Source organism: Paenibacillus cookii (genome assembly GCF_018333375.1).
GTDB classification, from domain to species: Bacteria; Bacillota; Bacilli; order Paenibacillales; family Paenibacillaceae; genus Paenibacillus_AQ; species Paenibacillus_AQ cookii.
Map to the genome: position 1 here is coordinate 140,912 of NZ_BORW01000008.1, position 16,943 is coordinate 157,854.

A 16,943-nucleotide genomic window follows, 5' to 3' on the forward strand; every position below is an offset into this window, starting at 1 on the left:
GTATGATCCAAGCGAATGTCGATGAAATTCGGGACGTTTTAACCCGCACCGGGCAGCTGCTTTTGCAAAAATATAACCGCGAGCAGCCGCCGCAAACCCGGGAGCTTCTGATCGAACGTTTCAACGATGCCAACGGCTGGGCCGAACGGGAGATTCGAAAGGCTTTGGAGCCCCGTTATCCCGGCGTGTGCTGGTCGGAAGCCGAGCTGGATGCCGGCAAACAGGCCGATCCCGAATTCGGCGGGGCCTATTGGGTGCTCGATCCGATCGACGGCGCGGTGCATCTGCACCAAGGGTTTGCGTTCTGGTCGACCTCTTTGTGCCTGATCGAAGACGGCGTTCCCGTCTTTGCCGCGGTATATGATGCGAACCAGGGTGAGTTTTTTTATGCTCTTCGGGGTCAGGGGGCGTTTCTGAACGGAAAACGGATCGGGGTGGCGCGGAAAACGAAACTGAAGGATGCACTGCTGCTGACGGCACCGCCGAACAAAGTCGACGTCGAACCGGAAAACGTCCGCTACACCTCCTGGAGCTTCGGCAAGCTGCTCCCCGAATCGACGGCCGTGCGCATGCTGGGTTCCGTCGCGCTCCAAATGGCGTACGTCGCCTGCGGCCGGATGGATGCTTACTGGGAATACGGGCGGGAAATCTACGACTGGATGGCCGGTGCCCTGCTGATCGAAGAAGCGGGGGGAAGCGTGTCGGACGTGGACGGCAAGCCGTTTGCCTGGGGAACTTCAGGCGTCATCGCCGGATATGAACCTTTGCGGTTCAGCATTCAAAAGGTGTTGGCGGAGTAAGCAAGCGGTGATGGCGGGAGGAATGTCCGGGGCAGCATGCCCCGGTTTTTTTGCGTCCGGAGTCCGGCATAATCAGGGGGTGAATTGGCATTTACGGCTGCCAAAGAGGCACATAAGGGACATGGAAAAACATGTCGATTCAGGACTTTCGATGCAATCTTTTCTGGAACTATTTACAAATATTAGCATGGCATCTAAAATGGATATAGGCGTTTAAATTAAAGCGCTTTAATTTAAAGGAGGTGTTCGGACGAGGCTGTTTTGTTTAACCGTTATTACTTTTCCAACCAGATGCTGCATGACGTCACCCGGCTTAAACAGGCAAAGGCACGGACCTAAATTCGACTTTAAAGGAGAGTAAGGAAAATGAGAAAAAACGGAAGGTTTTCGCTTCGCGGCAAAGCTGTTATGATCAGTTGTCTCGCTTTTCTCTTGATTCCCGCAAGTTTCGCTTTCGCATCTCCTAACAAGCCGTTTCCGCAGCATACGACATATACATCCGGCACGATCAAACCGAACAACGTCTCGCAAAGCGCGATGGACAGCGCGGTCCAGTCGAAATGGAACAGCTGGAAGGCGGCTTATTTGAAGCCGGCCGGCACCGGAAAATATTACGTGAAATACGATTCCAACGGCGATACGGTGTCCGAAGCCCATGGCTACGGCATGCTGGCAACCGTTCTGATGGCCGGGTACGACAGCAACGCGCAGACCTATTTTGACGGGCTTTATAAATATTACAAGGAACATCCAAGCGACAACAATCCGTACCTGATGGCGTGGAAACAAAACAGCAGCTTCCAAAACATCGAAGGCGCCGATTCGGCCACCGACGGCGACATGGATATTGCGTATTCGCTGCTGCTCGCGGACAAGCAGTGGGGAAGCAGCGGCAGCATCAACTATCTCCAGGCGGCCAAAAACATCATCAACGCCATCATGGAAAGCGACGTGAACCAGACGCAATGGACGTTGCGTCTCGGCGATTGGGCGACGGACAGCAAATATAAAGACGCGACGCGCCCTTCGGATTTCATGCTGAACCATATGAAGGCTTTCCAGGCCGCAACCGGGGATTCGAGATGGAACAACGTCATCGACAAAACCTACACGATCATCAACTCGATTTACAACAACTACAGCTCGTCGACGGGCCTGCTCCCGGATTTCGTGGTGTTGTCGGGCGGGGCGTACAAGCCTGCTCCGGCCGATTTCCTGGAAGGCGCCAATGACGGGAACTACGAATACAATTCCTGCCGCACGCCATGGCGGATTACGACCGACTACCTGATCTCCGGGGATAACCGCGCGCTCAATCAGCTGAACCAAATGAACGCCTGGATCAAAAGCAAAGTAAACGGCAACCCCGGCAGCATCAAAGACGGCTACAAGCTCAGCGGCAGCGTCGTCGGCTCCTACAACAGCGGCGCGTTTTACGCTCCGTTCGGCGTCAGCGCCATGACGTCCTCGGCCAACCAAAGCTGGCTGAACTCCATATGGTCCAAAACGGCCGGCAGCTCGAACGAAGGCTACTATGAAGACAGCATCAAGCTGTTTTCGATGATCGTGATGTCCGGCAACTGGTGGACGTATTAAGGGAAAGACCGGTTGAAGCCGGCAGTCTGCATAAAAAGGCCCGATTCGCTTGTATTTCACAGCGGATCGGGTCTTTGTCATGTCTTGAATCCGAAAATAAGCCGGTTTAATGCATGAGGTATTTCCAGATCAACCAGCAGATCAACACCGACATCCACGAAACGAAACCAAAAATCATCACGATTTTGTTTTCGCTCCATCCGTATTTTAGCCTGAAATGGAAGTGGATCGGGGTCATCCGGAACAGCCGCAGCTTCGTGCGTTTATAGTACCACACCTGCAAAATGACCGACAGCTGCTCCGCCAAATAGATGATAAACAACATCGGGATCAAAATCTCGACCTTTTCGATCACGGCCAGCACGGAAAGGGAACCGCCGATCGCCATCGACCCCGTGTCGCCCATGAACGCCCTTGCCGGATAAATGTTGTAAAGGAAAAGTCCGAGCAGGCAGCCGATCATGACGAGCGAAAAGGTCTGCACTTCAGGTTTGTCCGAAATCATGAAAAAGAAAAAATACGTCGGAACGGACACGTTGATGAGCAGGCCGTCCAGCCCGTCCGTAAAATTGATGGCATTCGCGGAGCCGACCACAAACAGCAGGAGGACCGCCACATACACGAATACCGGCAGGTGCAGCTCGTACCCTTGAAATAACGCGATGTCGCTCGTGAGGCCGAAGAAGCGGAGAAGCAGGTACAGGATCGCCCCGGTAAAAAGAAATTGAAGCACCAGCTTCGTGCGGCCGGAGATGCCGGAAGGGTCCTGCCAGAAGGCTTTTTTGAAATCGTCCAGGAATCCGACCGAGCTGAACAGCAAAAACGTCGCGCACAGCAGCAGCATCAGCGGCACGGGGTGGAACTGCAGCGAAGTCGCTACCCCGATGAGCAGGATGAGCCCCGCCATCAGCGGCGTGCCCCGTTTGGCCTGATGATCCGCCGGAAGCTCGGCGCGAATCGGCTGCGTCAGCCGCAGTCTGCGCAGCGTCCAGATCAGCAGAGGCGTCAGCGCCGCCACCAGCAGGAAGGACAGGCCGGAAACAGCCATAATTCCGTACATAAGATAAACTCCCTTATTTGAAAAATATGGTATCCCTATCATATAAATAATTCGGGCAAGCAGACAAACATTCCTTTTATCGAGGCGCTGATCCGTTTTCAGGTCATGTTCCGTGTTCCGCGACGGGATATTCGCCTGCGGACGGATAATCCCTGCATTGCGGTGCCGGGTGGAAAGTGTATTCCTAAGCCAGGTTTGTTTTTAGTCCAAAAAACCCCGATTTACATCTTGCCCGATTTAAGCTAAGTTGAACGTAAATAAGTCATCTGATGTCGAAATACGCGATACGCGAAGTTCCCATATGGATGGGGGAGGTGCACAAAGGTGAATATTTTGATTATCGAAGACGATGCCAGCATCCAGATGCTGCTGAAGCTCAGCCTGGAGGTGGAGGGGTACCGGCCGTCCGTTGCCGGCAGCGTCGCCGAAGGCTTGGACATTCTTGCGGAAGGACAAACGGATCTTGTTTTGCTCGATTTGATGCTGCCGGACCGTTCGGGTTTTGAATTGCTCCAGCAGCTGCAGCGTCAATACCGGAACATTCCCGTCATCGTGCTGACGGCCAAAAACGAAATGAACGATAAAATTCTCGGGTTCCAGCTCGGGGCCGACGATTATTTGACGAAACCGTTCGAAACCCGGGAGCTGGTGGAGCGGATCAAAGCCGTCATGCGCCGGATGCGGGCCTCGCAGCCCCCGTCCGAGACGGTCGCGATCGGCTGCATCGAAATCGACCGGAGGGAGCGGTCCTGCCGGATCGCGGGCAAGCCGCTGAAAACGACGAGCAAGGAGTTCGACTTCCTGTGGCTGTTGTGCACGAATCCGAAAAAGGTTTTTACGCGGGAGGAATTGCTTGACCAGGTTTGGGGTTACGAATATTACGGCCATACCCGTTCCGTCGACATGATGGTGAACCGCCTCAGGGAAAAAATGAAGCCGCATGACCACCTGGTGGCAACCGTCCACGGTACAGGCTACAAGCTGGAGGTATAGGGATGGGGCTGCGCAACAAAATGTTTCTGCAACACGCCGTCACGATCGTAATGCTGCTGGCGGCGATGTATTTCGTCGTCAATTACACGCTGAACAAAAGCATGATCGAACGCGATACGCAAACCTTGAGCCAGTATTTTGCCCTGCACCGCATCGAGGCGCTTAAAATCGTCAGCGACAAAAAAATAAGGATGGACCAGCTGTTTTCCGACACCTACGCGCCGTTTATCGCTTCCCACCTGGCCGCCAACAGCAATTTTCAGGTGCAGCTGTTTGCGCCGGACGAAACGATCGTCGGGAGCAGCAGCGACAAGGACAACCTGCTTAAACGGGGCGACATCGCGGCGGCGCTTCAGGGGCAAAACGCGACGGTCATCACGGAAAAGGAAGGCATGCGGACGCTCATTTATTCCGCTCCGTTTTGGTATGAGGGAAAAATCGTGGGCGGTTTTCGTTATTTGCTCGATTTAAGCCCGAACGCGGAGACGCTCCGGCAGATGCGCATCTGGTTTATCGGCGCGGCCGCCGGATGCCTGGCGCTGTCTTTGCTTGCAAGCTATTCCTTCGCTTCGTTTTTGATGAAACCTCTGTATGCGCTGCAGCGGGCGCTAAGGCGTGTTTCGGTCGGAGATTTCAGCAGCAAAATCGAAGCGAAAACCCGCGACGAGGTCGGCGATTTGGCTAACAGCTTTAATGAGATGTCGCATGCGCTTCAGCATCACATCGAGCTGCTGCATTACGAGCAGGGGAAGCAGAAGGCTTTTTACGACAACATTACGCATGAATTCAAAACGCCGCTGACTTCGGTGATCGGGTTCTCCGAGCTGATCTCCAAAATGCAGCGGATGGAGGATATTCAGGAATGCAACCAGTACATCCGCAAAGAAAGCACGAAGCTGCTGAACATGGTGGAGGAGCTCCTGCAAACGTCGCTGAAGGGCGACGAGGCTTGGCGCATCCGGCCGGAGAAAGCGGACCTCGGTGCCTTGATCGCGGACAGTCTCCGCATATTGAAGCCGACGCTGGAAAAATCGATGATTTCGACGACGGTGAAGGGTTCGCATTTCGAGGTGTTCCTGGACCCGAAACGGACGCAGCAGGTGCTTTTCAACCTGATCGACAACGCCATCCGGCACAGCGAATGCAAACATCTGCACATCGAGCTGAAAGAGCAGGGAGGCCGCGGGTACGTCAGCATCATCGATAACGGCAAAGGGATATCCGAGCAGGACCAAGCCGCCTTGTTCCTTCCGCCGCAGGAAAAACCTGGCCGCGTCATTTCCAGGGATTCGCACGGCCTCGGTTTGCCGCTGTGCAAACAGCTGATGGAGCTCCAGGGCGGGGAATTGACGCTGAAAAGCCGCCCAGGCAAGGGAACGGAAGTACAGCTTGGTTTCAGCAAAGAGATGCCCGGCATCGGGTTGTTACAAAACTGATACAAAGTTTCAATTTTTTTAAGAAAAAAGGAGGTTAAAGTGAATGCCAGAGGGAAAGAAAGGGCTTTCATGGTTTCGCCTCATTCTCGTCCAGGCCGTTATCGGCTGCGTTCTGATCGGCATTTGCTCCTATACCTTCCGGATTCCGCTCGATGTAGTCCGGACGATTCCGCCCCAGCAGGACCAGTCGGACCGGTTTGCAGGCATCCCGATGCGGATCGACCTGAATTATCCGGGTCTCGGCCAAGTCGTTCTGGACGATCCGAAGGAGCTGCTTGCCCTGAAGTCGGCGTTTTCGGCTTTGCTGACGGCCGGCCGCGAGGAACGCTCCGTCAAAAATGCGCGCCTGCTGCTCAGCGGCAGCATCGCGTATTTGGATCAGGAGGATGTCCCGTTTCAGGTGCAGACGAGCGCGTTCCGATTCGGGGACGTTTCCGTCAATTCGTTAAATGTAAGCGCAAACATCCGCAAGCTGCAAAGCACGCTGATCGACAAGGTGTTTACGTCGTCATTGATCGGCGCGGCGGTCGAAAATTCCGGAAACGAAGTGTACGCGCTGAAAAGCGGCGTCATGACGCCGCTGTCCAAGGCGGAGCGCTCGGCGCTAACGGTGCAAATCCGCACTGCGGCCCGGGTGATCGACTTCAGCCGTTTCGAGGAGCTGTCGAGGCAGCCGGACCGGCATTTTGTTATCTCGCTGCAGGCTTCCGAACAGGGGAAAAAGCATTGGCTGCACATCGACCGGTTTAACGGCGCTTACATGGTGGTATACGATTTGCTGGACGAGACGAACCAAAGAGCCTATTTCAAACTAAACGTTGCCTCAGGAACATAAGTGAAGGGATGGTTTGAAGCATGGCTTCCAGAAGGAAAAGCAACAGCTCGCTTATTATCGTGATGTTGGCGATCGTCGTTTTGGTCGGGGGATTTTTCTTATACAAAGCAGGGGTGTTCGGCGGCAAAAGCAAAGAGAAAATTACCGTATACTCCATCTTCCAGGAGGAAGAAGCGCGAAAGATTCTGGATAAGTTCAAGGAAGAAACGGGCATCGATTACGACATTTTGCGCCTGCCAAGCGGAGAGGCCGTCTCCCGCGTGCAGAACGAAATGCTGAATCCGCAGGCGGACTTCCTGATGGGCGGACCTGCCGATTCGCATGAGGTGCTGAGAAAAGCCGGAGCGCTGGAGGCTTACGTTTCGCCGAACGCTTCCGACGTGCCGGACAACATGAAGGACAAAGACGGCTACTGGACCGGATTTTACCTGAATCCCGTCGCGATCGGCATCAACGAGGAACGCTGGAAAGAGAAATACGGCAGCGATCCGTATCCGGAAACGTTCAAAGATTTGCTTGATCCGAAATTCAAAGGCGAAATCGGCATGTCCGACCCTGCCACTTCCGGCACAGCGTACACGGCGGTCGCATCGCTGGCCCAGGTATGGGGAGAAGACGAAATGCTGAACTACATGAAGGAGCTTCTGCCGAACCTGAAGGAAAGACCCAAATCCGGGATCGAGCCGATCCAAAAAGCCGCCAAAGGAGAGTACACCATCGGCATCACCTTCCTTGGCGACCAGCTGAAAATCAAAAACCAGGGCAATCCGATCCACAGCATCGTGCCGGAAGCAGCCGGATACGAGGTAGGCGGCCTGTCGATCGTGAAGGGCGGACCGAATACGAAAGCCGCGAAAAAGCTGATGGACTTCATGCTCACGAACGAGCCGGGCGAGCTGTACACCAAGTCGGCCTACGCCGTATCCGTGAAACCTTCCGTGCCTATTCCGCAGGGCGGCATCGACATCAAAACGACCAAGTACAATACGGCATACGATCTTTGGAAAGCGGCCGAGCAGCGCAAAGATCTGCAGAGTGCCTTAAAAAGCTTGAGATAATCGGACAGCCGCCGGGGGCATGCGGCACCCATCACGGGTGATGCGCTGCCCCTTCATGGATAGACAGAAGAAAGGTGGGAGCCCTACCCCATGAAAGAGAAAAAAGGCACCCGGGAGTCGCTGAGCCGGCTTCTGAAAGATCCGTCCTCCCTGGTTTTGGTGTTGACCAGCTTTATCGTGTTGATTCTGTTCGTCATTTATCCGCTGATCGTCGTCGTGTTCACCTCGGGTTTTGACAATTGGGGCACGTTTTTCAGTAAACCCCGCTACGGCCGGGCGCTGCTCAATACCGTCGTCAGCTCCTCGTTGTCCGCGGTGACCGCGACGGTCATCGGTTTCGTGTACGCTTATGCGATCCATTACAGCAACATCGCGGGCAAAAAGTTTTTCCGCATCATCGCGTTTATCCCGCTGCTGGCCCCGTCGGTCATGAGCGGCCTGGCGTTTCTGCTGCTGTTCGGCCGCGGCGGCATGATATCGCAGTGGATGAATTCGGTATTTCATATCGAGCTTGATTTGTACGGCCTGCCGGGGCTGTGGATCGTGCAGACGATCTCCTACTTCCCGCTGGCTTACATGACGATCACGGGCGTGCTGCGCTCCATCTCGCCGAATCTCGAAATCGCCGCCCAAAACCTGGGCGCCAGAGGGTTCCGGCTGTTCCGGACGATTACGTTCAAGCTGGCGCTGCCGGGCGTCATCAACGCATTTTTGCTGGTGGCGATCAACTGTTTTGCCGACTTCGGGAATCCGAAGCTGATCGGCGGCAACTATTCGCTGCTTGCGGTCGAGATTTACGGGGAAATCATCAACAATGAGCCGGGCCTGGCTTCGGTGATGGGGATCATTCTCGTCATTCCGGCGCTGCTCGTGTTTTGGCTGCAAAACAAAGTGCTGTCCAAGGGTTCCTATTCGACGGTGACGGGCAAGCCGGTTTCCGGGCTGAAGCGGATCACGACCTCCCGGAGCACCGACGTGCTGCTGTTTATTTTTAACGCTTTGATTTCGGTTTTCATCATTTCGATGTTCGCCATTACGGTGTTGTTTGCCTTCACGAAAAACTTCGGGCGCGACAACACGTTTACGCTGGATCATTTGATGAAGGTCGTGTTCAGTTCCTCCAGCCCGGCGGTCATGAACAGCTTGGTGTTATCGCTGGTGAGCGCGATCTTGGCGGTGGCGTTTGCGCTGGTCCTGGCGTATATCGTCGTCCGCAAGCCGTTTCCCGGCAAAAAGCTGCTCGATTTCAGCGCGGTGCTGCCGATTGCGCTGCCGGGCACGTTTGTCGGCCTGGCCCTCATCGTGACCTTCAGCAAAGGCCCGGTCGTGCTGCAGGGCTCTGCCGTGCTGATCGTCATGGCGATGCTGCTGAAGCAAATGCCCGTCGGCTACCGCGGGTTGACCGCTTCCTTCAAGCAGGTGGACAAATCGATCGAGGAGGCGGCAACCAACCTCGGGGCGAACAGCCGCAAGACGCTGACCACGATCGTGTTCCCGATGCTGCAAAAAACGATCGTCGCCAATTTCGTGTACGCCTTCATGAAAAACATGAACACGCTCAGCACGATCATTTTCCTGATTACCCCCAAATGGGTGGTTGCGGCCGTGTCGATCTTCAATTACGCGGAGACGGGAACCTACTATTGGGCGGCAGCCGTTGCCGTCGGCCTCATGGGCGCCACGCTCGGCACGCTGGGCATCATCAAGCTCATTTTCCGCTCGAAGGTGAAAATATTCGATTTCTAAGCTGCATGAGCCCCGCGGCAAAACTGGAAAAACAGGGAGTGGACAAAAGTGGAATCACAGGTACTGCTGGATTTGAAAGACGTCAACAAGGTATTCGGGCAAAATCACGTCCTTAAACATATCAATCTGCAAATCGAACGCGGCAAATTCATTACCTTTCTCGGCCCGAGCGGCTGCGGCAAAACGACGCTGCTGCGTTCGATCGCCGGGTTTTACACCGTCGATCAGGGAGAAATATGGATCGACGGCAAAATGGTGAACGACCTGCCGCCATACAAAAGGGGAACGCCGATGGTGTTCCAGGAATACGCCTTGTTCCCGCATATGACGGTTTTCGACAACGTGGCGTATGGGCTGGACATGCAGAAACGCCCGGAGGCGGAGGTGCAGCAGCGGGTGCAGGCGGCTTTGGCCCAGGTGAAGCTGACGGGTCTGGAGCACCGTTATCCGCATGAAATGTCGGGCGGCCAGCAGCAGCGCGTGGCGATGGCGCGGGCGCTGGTCATGAATTCGCCGATCATCCTGCTCGACGAGCCGCTGAGCAATCTCGATGCCAAGCTGCGCGAGGAGGTTCGCGTGGAACTGCGCAACATCCAGCAGGAGCTAGGCCTGACCGTCATTTACGTGACGCATGACCAGCTGGAGGCGTTGTCGATGTCCGATTATATCGTCGTGTTCAACAAGGGGAAAATCGATCAATACGGCACGCCGCATGAAATCTATTACAAGCCGCGCACCCGGTACGTCGCGGATTTTATCGGTACGACCAACTTCATCGAGGCGGCCGTCGAACGCCAGGAAGGGGATCAAGCTGCCGTGGCTTACGGCCAAGGGCGCCGGGCAGTCTTGAAAACGGACGAATCGTGGGCCGCGAATCAACGCGTGATCCTGAGCATCCGGCCGGAATCTTTGCGGCTGAACCCGCCGGAAGAGTATGCGTTCCGCATGAAGGGCAAGGTGAAATCGTCCATGTTCCTCGGCGAAAAGGAGCGGTATTTCATTTTGGATGACGAAGGAAAAGAGTGGATCGTCGATGCCTACGACGTCGGGCAAACGACTTACGACGGCGAAGTGGCGTTCGGGGCGGCGGCCGACAAAATTCATATCATTCCTGACGATGGGGATCAAGCTTAGCTTGAACTCCATGTAGAGTTCGATTCATTTCGAGTTTGTTATGGATAAAAAAGGAAAACAATGTTGTTTTCCTTTTTGGCGTTTCCAGTTGTTTCAGGAGCTAAGGGCATGAGGGGGAGTTGTAGGGATGAAAAAAGGGAGTATGTTTTTGGTTCTGGCCGCCATTCTTGTTTTGGCAGCGGGATGGATGTATAAGGGCTACCCGGGGAAAACCGCGAAGCCGCCCCTGAAGGTGTACGTCATTTTTCAGGAGGACGAAGGCCGTATGCTGCTCGAAAAATTCAAAAAAGAAACCGGCCAGGCTTACGAGGTGATCCGGATGTCCAGCGGGGAAGCCAGCTATCATCTGCTGACGATGAACAAAACCGGGATCGACGTGGTGCTTGGGGGACCGGCGGATTTGCATGAGCAGTTGAAAAGCAGCGGCAAACTGCTGCGGTATTCGCCCCGGATGAGCGACAAAATTCCGGCCGCCTACAAAGACAAGGAGGGATATTGGACCGGCATGTACATGGGGGCGCTGGCCATCGGCGTCAATGAGCAGGCGTGGAAGGCGGATCCGAAGCTTGCGCGGCTTCCTTACCCCGAGCGTTATGAGGATTTGCTCCGCCCGGAATTGAAGGGAAAAATCGAAATCCCCGATCCGGAGACGTCCGGCACCGGCTATACGCTTCTCGCTTCGCTGGCGCAGCAGCTGGGGACGGACGAGGCGCTGAAGCTGATGCATGCGCTAAAATCGCAAAGCTCCACGACAACCTTTTCGGGCATCTCTTCGGCGCAGCGTTTGGCGGTCGGGGACGTTGCGGCCGGCGTCAGCTTTTTGGGTGACCAGCTGCGCTTCGTCAGCTCCGGTTACGCGATCCGTACAGCCATTCCGCCCCAGGCGGGATGGGAGGTCGGGGCGGTATCGATCCTGAAAAACGGGGACAACAAAGCCGCGGCGAAAAAGCTTGCCGATTTCGTGCTTTCCAAAAGCGCGCAAACGGCATACATGAACGCGGCGTACTCCCTGCCGGTCATCCCCGGCATCCAGCCCAATCCGCTGCTGGCCGGCGTCAAATCCGAGGAGCTGCTCACCAGTTACCGGTTCGACGTGGCGGCAACGGCCCGGTCCGAGCTGCTGGCGCGGTGGAAGGAAGCAGGGCAAGGGAGCCGGTAGCTTGGAGTCTGGGGAGGTTTTGAAGGTCATGGGCGCGGTGCCCCTGACGTTTCGTAAGCCGCGCCGCGACCCGGGCTAAAGTCTCGGGCATTCCGGCTGGTACACGGAAAAGATACGACCCTTTGCCTATAAAATCCGCCGCTACGAAATGGGACTATGGCTCGCCGAAAATAGGGACGGGTTCCCTTCTGCAATCGGGCATCGCGGCTTATGATAAAAGGGGGATTTCCGCCCCGCCTTTCGCGGAAGCATCATTCTCCCGCGGATGGAATAAATATCGTTTTAGCCATTATGAAATGCAGGAGGTGCAGCTTATGTCGCTGCTTCGCAAGCTTACGACGATCGTGTGCGCCGTGTTGATTGCCGGCGCGTCGCTGTTTGGCGCAAATCCCGGCCAGGCATCCGCCGCTTCGGACCCGTTCCCGGCGTATCACAAGGTGTTCAAGAAGGGACCGAAGATCCCGAATCTCGATACGAATTACGTGCCGCAAGGGTTGACCTATTATCCGTCCAAAAACTGGATCCTGATCTCGTATTATTACCATAAGAAAAACAGCAGTGCCGTAAAAGACAGCCTGATCGCCGTCGTGGACGCCAAAACCGGAAAATTCGTCAAAAACGTGTATCTCGCCGACGAGAAAAAGTCGGGAGGCATTTACCACAGCGGCCACGTCGGAGGCATGGGCGTATCCAAAACGTATCTGTGGATCGCTTCCTCCGCGAAGTCTTCGGATACGAAATACAACATGCTCCGCTACAAGCTGAGCGATCTCGCCGCTGCCAAAAACAACAGCCATCTGAAACTGAACAAAGGCTTTAAGCTCAAGGCATCCTCCTACGCGACCGTTGCGGACGGAGACCTGTACGTCGGCAAATTCGACGAGAAAAACAGCTCCTCCCTGTACCGGTACAACCTGAACGGTTCGGAGAATCCGTCGTCGAGTCCGATCGCGACCTATAAAACGCCGGCCAAGGTGCAGGGCGTTGCCGTTACCGGCAGCCATTTGATTTTTTCGACCTCGTACGGCCGGAACAATCCGGGATACCTTCGCATTTACACGAAGGCGGCTTCCCCCAAGCTGAAGAAAACGATGAAAATCCCGAACATGTCCGAGGATCTGGCGATCATCAAGGGCAATCTGTACATCAACTTCGAGTCGGGAGCCAAATATTACAGCGATTCGAGTTACATCAAAAAGACGTTGTCCTATGCCAAGCTGAGCTCGGTCATTTAAGGCGATATAACCAAAAACGAACCGCAACAAAATAAAAAGACTCCGGTCGGAGTCTCTGGGTGCCGGGAAGGTCTGCAGGACTTTCCCGGCCTTTTATGTTTTATTTCGCCTTTACGAGGCTTTCGTCGGCTTCCTCGGTTTCCGGGGCCTCGCCCTGCCACAGCAGCTGCATCTCGGAACAGGTCGCAAGAAGCTCGGTCAAGGTGCCTTCCGCTTCGATGCGTCCGTCCTTCATGACGATGATGTGATCGGCTTCGGCCAGCGCCGCTTTGCGGTGGGAGACGGCGATGCAAGTCGCGTCTTGTTCCTCGAAGAGCCGCCCCCACAGTTGTTTTTCGGTTTCGACGTCCAGCGCGCTCGACAGGTCGTCGAAGATGAGCAGGTCGGAGTCCGTCATCATCATCCGCGCGGTGGCAGCCCGTTGGATCTGGCCGCCGGAGAGCATAACGCCGCGCGGACCGACGAACGTATCGAGCCCTTTTTCCAGGTCGCCGATATCCTTTTCCATCACCGCCAGCCGTACCGCCCGCGCGAGGCGATCCTCGCCGCCCGGGCTGCCCTGGATGATGTTCTCGCGAAGCGTGTCGCTGAACAGCCGCGGCACCTGAGGCGTATAAGCCGCCCTCGGCGGGATGAGGAACTTCGCCGGGTCGATCGTCTTGCCGTTCCAAAGCACGGAGCCTTCCGATGCGGGCAGCAGGCCGAGCAACGCGCGCACGAGCGTGGATTTGCCCGAACCGATGCGGCCGGTAACGACCACGAATTTTCCGCGTTCCAGCGAGAAGCTGATGTCGCGGATGCCGTTTTCCGAACCCGGGTACGTGTAGGATAGCCCTTTGACTTCCAGCGTTTGCAGCCGTTCTTGCGGATCTTTGCGTATCGCCGGCAGCTCGGGCGGTTCCTCGTAAAGATAGGTTTCGCTGAATTCCATGAGCCGCTCCTGTTCGCCCGGACGGAACAACACGCTCATCCGATCGAGCGACACTTTTAACCGTTTATGCTGGAATACCATGAACCCGAACAGCGAGATGCTGAATGCAATATTCGTCAAATAGGAGGTAAAAAGGGCAAAGTCGCCGACGGTAAACCGTCCGGCCTTCATCGCCGATGCGCACATCAGCAGAATGATGCCGGTGCAAATGCTGAGCACGTGCTGGTTCAGCGAGCGCATCCATTCCTTGAACAAATTATCCTTCAGCGCCGCCTGCCGGCGGGATTCGTTCAGCTGGACGAAGCGACGGTGAACGTGTTCTTCCGCCTGCCCCAGCTTCAGCGCCTGCACCGCCCCGAAGGATTCCGCAATAAAACTGGTAATGCGCCCGGTGGCTTCCCGGTTCATTTGGCCGTAACGTCTCGCCCGGTTGCCCGACAGGTTGTTCAGCAGCGTCACCGCAAGCAGGGGGAGGAGGGCAACGAGCGTAATCTGCCAGTTGATCCGGGCCATGATGACCAGGGAGATGACCGCAAAAGCCAGCCTGCCCCAAAAATCGACCCAGGATTCGACGTATTCGACCACTTCGTCGACGTCCTCCCGGAACCGGCTGACCGCTTCTCCCGGAGATGCCGGGAGGTTGCGCCCGGGCCAGCGCATAATGCCTTTCAGCATATTGGTGCGCAAAATCGCCTGGACGTCGTAAATGTAAGTCACCCATTTCCAGAACGCCCAGAAAAAGACGCCTACCCGCGAGACTCGCACGAGCGCGATGAAAATGAGCGGGACGGCAAGCCACAGATAGTTGTGGGACTGGCTGGTCGCCCGGTCGAAAAACCACTGCATGCCGAGGCCGATCAACAACGGGATGGAGTGAAACAGCCCCCAAAGCAGCCCGTTGACGATAAAAAGCGAAATATTATAGGTAAACAAACGTTGGATAAAACGGGTTACGGTCATGCCAAATCCTCCTCCCGGCCCGTAATCAGGAGCTGGGCGTAATGCGAAGCGGGATCCTTGGCGAGTGTTTCCCTCTCGCCGAATTCAAGGATGCGCCCATCCCCCAGCACCATAATGTGATCCACCTGCTCCAGCGTGGAGAGCCGATGCGCGATCACGATGCCCGTGCAGTTCTTCATGAGCTGGTCCACCGCGGTTTGCAGCATCGCTTCGGTTGCCGCGTCGAGGCGCGAGGACGGTTCATCCAGAATGACGAGGCTCGGCTGGGTCAGGAATACCCGCGTCAGCGCGAACAGCTGCGCTTCTCCGGCCGACAGGGATGAACCTCCCGCCTTCAGATGCGTGTCGAGGCCTTCCGGCTGCGAATCGATCCACTGCTTAAGCCCGAGGCGTTCCGTCGTTTCGAGGATGTAGCCGTCGGAGATGCTGCCGTCAAACAGCGTCAGGTTGTCGCGCAGCGTGCCGTCGAAGAGCTGGACGTCCTGCGTCACCATCCCGACGCGGCGGTACAGCGCCGAGAGGCTCAAGTCCCGGATGTCTACGCCTCCGACCCGGATCGTGCCGCTGCCGATGTTGTACAGTCGAAGCAGGACGCGGCTCAGGCTGGACTTGCCGCTGCCGGTGCGGCCGATGATCCCTAAGCGTTCGCCGGGGCGCACCGCAAACGTAATGTCATGCAGCACCGGCTTATCCGGGCTGTAGCTGAAATGGACATGCTCGAATTCGAGGCCGAGCGCGCCTTCCGGCAGCGCGGTCTTGCCGCCCTCTACGATTTCGCTGCGGCTTTCCAGCAGCTCCTGAGAGCGCATCATGCCCGACTTGGCCTTCTGGAACTCCTGCACCTGATCGCCGAGCTGCTCGATCGGATCGTTCAGCATTTGCGTGTATTGGTAAATCAGGAACAGCGTGCCGAGGGAGATGTTTCCGATCAAATAATAATGCACGCCCAGCAGCAGGACCACCGTCACGGCGAGGGCAAACAGCACCACCGTCGTGTTCCAGGGAACGACGCGCAGCATCCACGCTTTGCGGCCCTTCAGAAAAACATTGCGCATCGCGCGGTAAAACCGGTTCATGACGTACGGCACGTTCCCGTTGGCCTGCACGTCTTCGATCCCCGCGATCCGCTCCTCGATAAAGCCGAACAGCGCCGCGCTTGCCCCGCGTTCGTCCTTGGACGATTTGACGCCCATGTCGCGGACGAATACCATGGCCCCGATGGAGGCGAGCGTGAAGAGGGTCATAACCGCCGCAATCGGCCAATTGATCGTAAACATAAAGCCAAGAATGCCGGCGAGCAGCACGAAGCTGCCGATGACCTTGATAATAAACATGGAAAAAAAGTTCGACATATGGGTGACGTCCCCGTCGATGCGCTCGATCATTTCCCCGGGCGTTTTCAAATTGTGAAACCGCATATCGAGCCGGAGGCAATGCTTCAGCAAATCGCCGCGCAGCAGGTTGGTGGAGCGCCAGGAGACGTCGTTGCCCAGGTAGCTGACGGCCACTGTCAGCACCTGGTTCAAGGCGGCGAGCACGAGATAAATGCCGGCCAGCGTAAGCAGGCTCGACACGATGCCGTTGTCGGCGGCCGTATCGATAAAACGCTGCACGATCTGCGGATTGACGAGCTGCACGCCGGTCGAAGCCAGCAGAAGCAGCAGCAGGATCGCAAGGCGCCCCGCAACCGGGCGAAGGTACCGGAGCAGCCATGTCATGGATTGCCGTTTAGGTTGCATGTTTAAAAACCCCCAATTCCCCAAACAAAACCGTTATGCACTGCATGTGATGGTCGCCTGGAACGTTACGGCCCAGACGCAAATAATACCCATCATACAATAATTTGGAAACGATTCAAGATAAAGTTTGACTAAAATAAAATCTTTCCCGGCACACCCCCTCCAAGAAAAAACGAGACATCCGGTTTATGTACGGTTCTTGCCCAGTTCATATTGAGTTCATGAAACGGGGTTATACTGAATACCGTTCGCAAGGCAGGC

At 55.9% G+C, this 16,943-nt stretch carries 13 protein-coding genes; 10 read left to right on the top strand and 3 right to left on the bottom strand.

Going from position 1 to position 16,943, the window contains the following annotated elements:
- Positions 1 to 2: 2 nt before the first annotated feature.
- Both KI367_RS10495 and KI367_RS10500 read left to right on the top strand, forming a co-directional pair.
- The gene (locus tag KI367_RS10495; RefSeq protein ID WP_212949484.1) at positions 3 to 800 is read left to right on the top strand and encodes an inositol monophosphatase family protein; all 798 of its coding nucleotides are present in this window, start codon (positions 3 to 5) and stop codon (positions 798 to 800) included.
- Positions 801 to 1,166: 366 nt separating this feature from the next.
- Positions 1,167 to 2,396 (top strand): family 8 glycosyl hydrolase, encoded by a 1,230-nt coding sequence (locus KI367_RS10500; protein ID WP_212949486.1) that lies wholly within the window; start codon positions 1,167 to 1,169, stop codon positions 2,394 to 2,396.
- Between the two features lie 106 nt (positions 2,397 to 2,502).
- On the opposite strand, the gene KI367_RS10505 is transcribed toward KI367_RS10500, so the two are convergent.
- A complete protein-coding gene (locus KI367_RS10505; protein WP_036709464.1) occupies positions 2,503 to 3,456 on the bottom strand; it encodes a phospho-N-acetylmuramoyl-pentapeptide-transferase in 954 nt (317 codons plus the stop codon).
- Between the two features lie 324 nt (positions 3,457 to 3,780).
- Here KI367_RS10505 and KI367_RS10510 point away from each other — a divergent pair, with 324 nt between their 5' ends.
- From KI367_RS10510 to KI367_RS10545, 8 genes are all read left to right on the top strand, one after another.
- A complete protein-coding gene (locus tag KI367_RS10510) occupies positions 3,781 to 4,449 on the top strand; it encodes a response regulator transcription factor (protein WP_036709467.1) in 669 nt (222 codons plus the stop codon).
- A 2-nt stretch (positions 4,450 to 4,451) separates the two neighbouring features.
- Positions 4,452 to 5,885, top strand: coding sequence for a HAMP domain-containing sensor histidine kinase (locus KI367_RS10515; RefSeq protein WP_212949488.1), 1,434 nt, complete (start codon positions 4,452 to 4,454; stop codon positions 5,883 to 5,885).
- A 43-nt stretch (positions 5,886 to 5,928) separates the two neighbouring features.
- Complete coding sequence (locus KI367_RS10520) at positions 5,929 to 6,720, top strand: DUF3919 family protein (protein ID WP_212949489.1); 792 nt, start codon at positions 5,929 to 5,931, stop codon at positions 6,718 to 6,720.
- A gap of 20 nt (positions 6,721 to 6,740) precedes the next feature.
- Positions 6,741 to 7,778 (top strand): ABC transporter substrate-binding protein, encoded by a 1,038-nt coding sequence (locus KI367_RS10525; protein WP_052146951.1) that lies wholly within the window; start codon positions 6,741 to 6,743, stop codon positions 7,776 to 7,778.
- A 90-nt stretch (positions 7,779 to 7,868) separates the two neighbouring features.
- Positions 7,869 to 9,524, top strand: a complete 1,656-nt coding sequence (locus KI367_RS10530; RefSeq protein ID WP_036709476.1) for an ABC transporter permease — start codon at positions 7,869 to 7,871, stop codon at positions 9,522 to 9,524.
- 48 nt (positions 9,525 to 9,572) lie between these two features.
- A complete protein-coding gene (locus tag KI367_RS10535; RefSeq protein WP_212949492.1) occupies positions 9,573 to 10,658 on the top strand; it encodes an ABC transporter ATP-binding protein in 1,086 nt (361 codons plus the stop codon).
- A gap of 127 nt (positions 10,659 to 10,785) precedes the next feature.
- A complete protein-coding gene (locus KI367_RS10540; RefSeq protein ID WP_052146953.1) occupies positions 10,786 to 11,817 on the top strand; it encodes an extracellular solute-binding protein in 1,032 nt (343 codons plus the stop codon).
- Between the two features lie 314 nt (positions 11,818 to 12,131).
- Positions 12,132 to 13,052: a hypothetical protein gene (locus KI367_RS10545; RefSeq protein WP_212949494.1), complete on the top strand. Its 921-nt coding sequence runs from the start codon at positions 12,132 to 12,134 to the stop codon at positions 13,050 to 13,052.
- A gap of 100 nt (positions 13,053 to 13,152) precedes the next feature.
- Here the strand turns inward: KI367_RS10545 and KI367_RS10550 are convergent, their stop codons facing one another.
- Positions 13,153 to 14,943, bottom strand: coding sequence for an ABC transporter ATP-binding protein (locus tag KI367_RS10550; protein ID WP_212949496.1), 1,791 nt, complete (start codon positions 14,941 to 14,943; stop codon positions 13,153 to 13,155).
- Entirely contained in the window at positions 14,940 to 16,682 is a 1,743-nt protein-coding gene (locus KI367_RS10555) for an ABC transporter ATP-binding protein (protein ID WP_212949497.1), read from the bottom strand. Before KI367_RS10555 ends, KI367_RS10550 begins: the two co-directional genes overlap by 4 nt.
- Positions 16,683 to 16,943 lie beyond the last annotated feature (261 nt).

Coding starts and splice junctions, on each gene's coding strand:
- KI367_RS10515 (WP_212949488.1), top strand. CDS start 4,452: ATGGGGCTGCGCAACAAAATGTTTCTGCAACACGCCGTCACGATCGTA.
- KI367_RS10505 (WP_036709464.1), bottom strand. CDS start 3,456: ATGTACGGAATTATGGCTGTTTCCGGCCTGTCCTTCCTGCTGGTGGCG.
- KI367_RS10495 (WP_212949484.1), top strand. CDS start 3: ATGATCCAAGCGAATGTCGATGAAATTCGGGACGTTTTAACCCGCACC.
- KI367_RS10555 (WP_212949497.1), bottom strand. CDS start 16,682: ATGCAACCTAAACGGCAATCCATGACATGGCTGCTCCGGTACCTTCGC.
- KI367_RS10520 (WP_212949489.1), top strand. CDS start 5,929: ATGCCAGAGGGAAAGAAAGGGCTTTCATGGTTTCGCCTCATTCTCGTC.
- KI367_RS10500 (WP_212949486.1), top strand. CDS start 1,167: ATGAGAAAAAACGGAAGGTTTTCGCTTCGCGGCAAAGCTGTTATGATC.
- KI367_RS10545 (WP_212949494.1), top strand. CDS start 12,132: ATGTCGCTGCTTCGCAAGCTTACGACGATCGTGTGCGCCGTGTTGATT.
- KI367_RS10525 (WP_052146951.1), top strand. CDS start 6,741: ATGGCTTCCAGAAGGAAAAGCAACAGCTCGCTTATTATCGTGATGTTG.
- KI367_RS10530 (WP_036709476.1), top strand. CDS start 7,869: ATGAAAGAGAAAAAAGGCACCCGGGAGTCGCTGAGCCGGCTTCTGAAA.
- KI367_RS10550 (WP_212949496.1), bottom strand. CDS start 14,943: ATGACCGTAACCCGTTTTATCCAACGTTTGTTTACCTATAATATTTCG.
- KI367_RS10540 (WP_052146953.1), top strand. CDS start 10,786: ATGAAAAAAGGGAGTATGTTTTTGGTTCTGGCCGCCATTCTTGTTTTG.